The 440-nt window shown below is 42.7% G+C and carries 1 pseudogene; it reads left to right on the plus strand.

Features of this window, described 5'->3' with window-relative positions:
- Positions 1 to 173 precede the first annotated feature (173 nt).
- Positions 174 to 440 (plus strand): annotated as a pseudogene (locus VT06_RS17375) (winged helix DNA-binding protein); the annotation flags it as partial.

The following is a 440-nucleotide window of genomic DNA, read 5'->3' on the forward strand; positions in this document are numbered from 1 at the left end:
CGATGTTGTTCTCATTTCTACTCCGGCAGCTAAACAAGCAACCCATATATTGCACATAGAATATCATTTTTAATTCGCTGTTGCTGCTCTGGCAAAAATTGTGCAAAAAAAGTTGCACTGTATACATTACTGTATATACTAACAGTGTACTGTATGAATAAACAGGTGATGATATGCGACCGTTAACGCCAAGACAGCAACAAATTCTCGATATGATTCGCACGAATATTGAAGCAACAGGTATGCCACCAACGCGTGCTGAAATAGCACAGCGCTTAGGGTTCCGTTCTGCGAATGCAGCGGAAGAGCATTTAAAGGCTTTAGCGAAAAAAGGCATGATCGAAATGATGCCGGGTATGTCGCGTGGTATTCGCCTCATTCAAGAAGATGCCACTTTGGTGGATAATCTTGGCTTACCTTTAATAGGGCAGGTAGCTGCC

The sequence above is a fragment of the Arsukibacterium sp. MJ3 genome, assembly GCF_000987765.1.
Lineage (GTDB): Bacteria > Pseudomonadota > Gammaproteobacteria > Enterobacterales > Alteromonadaceae > Alishewanella.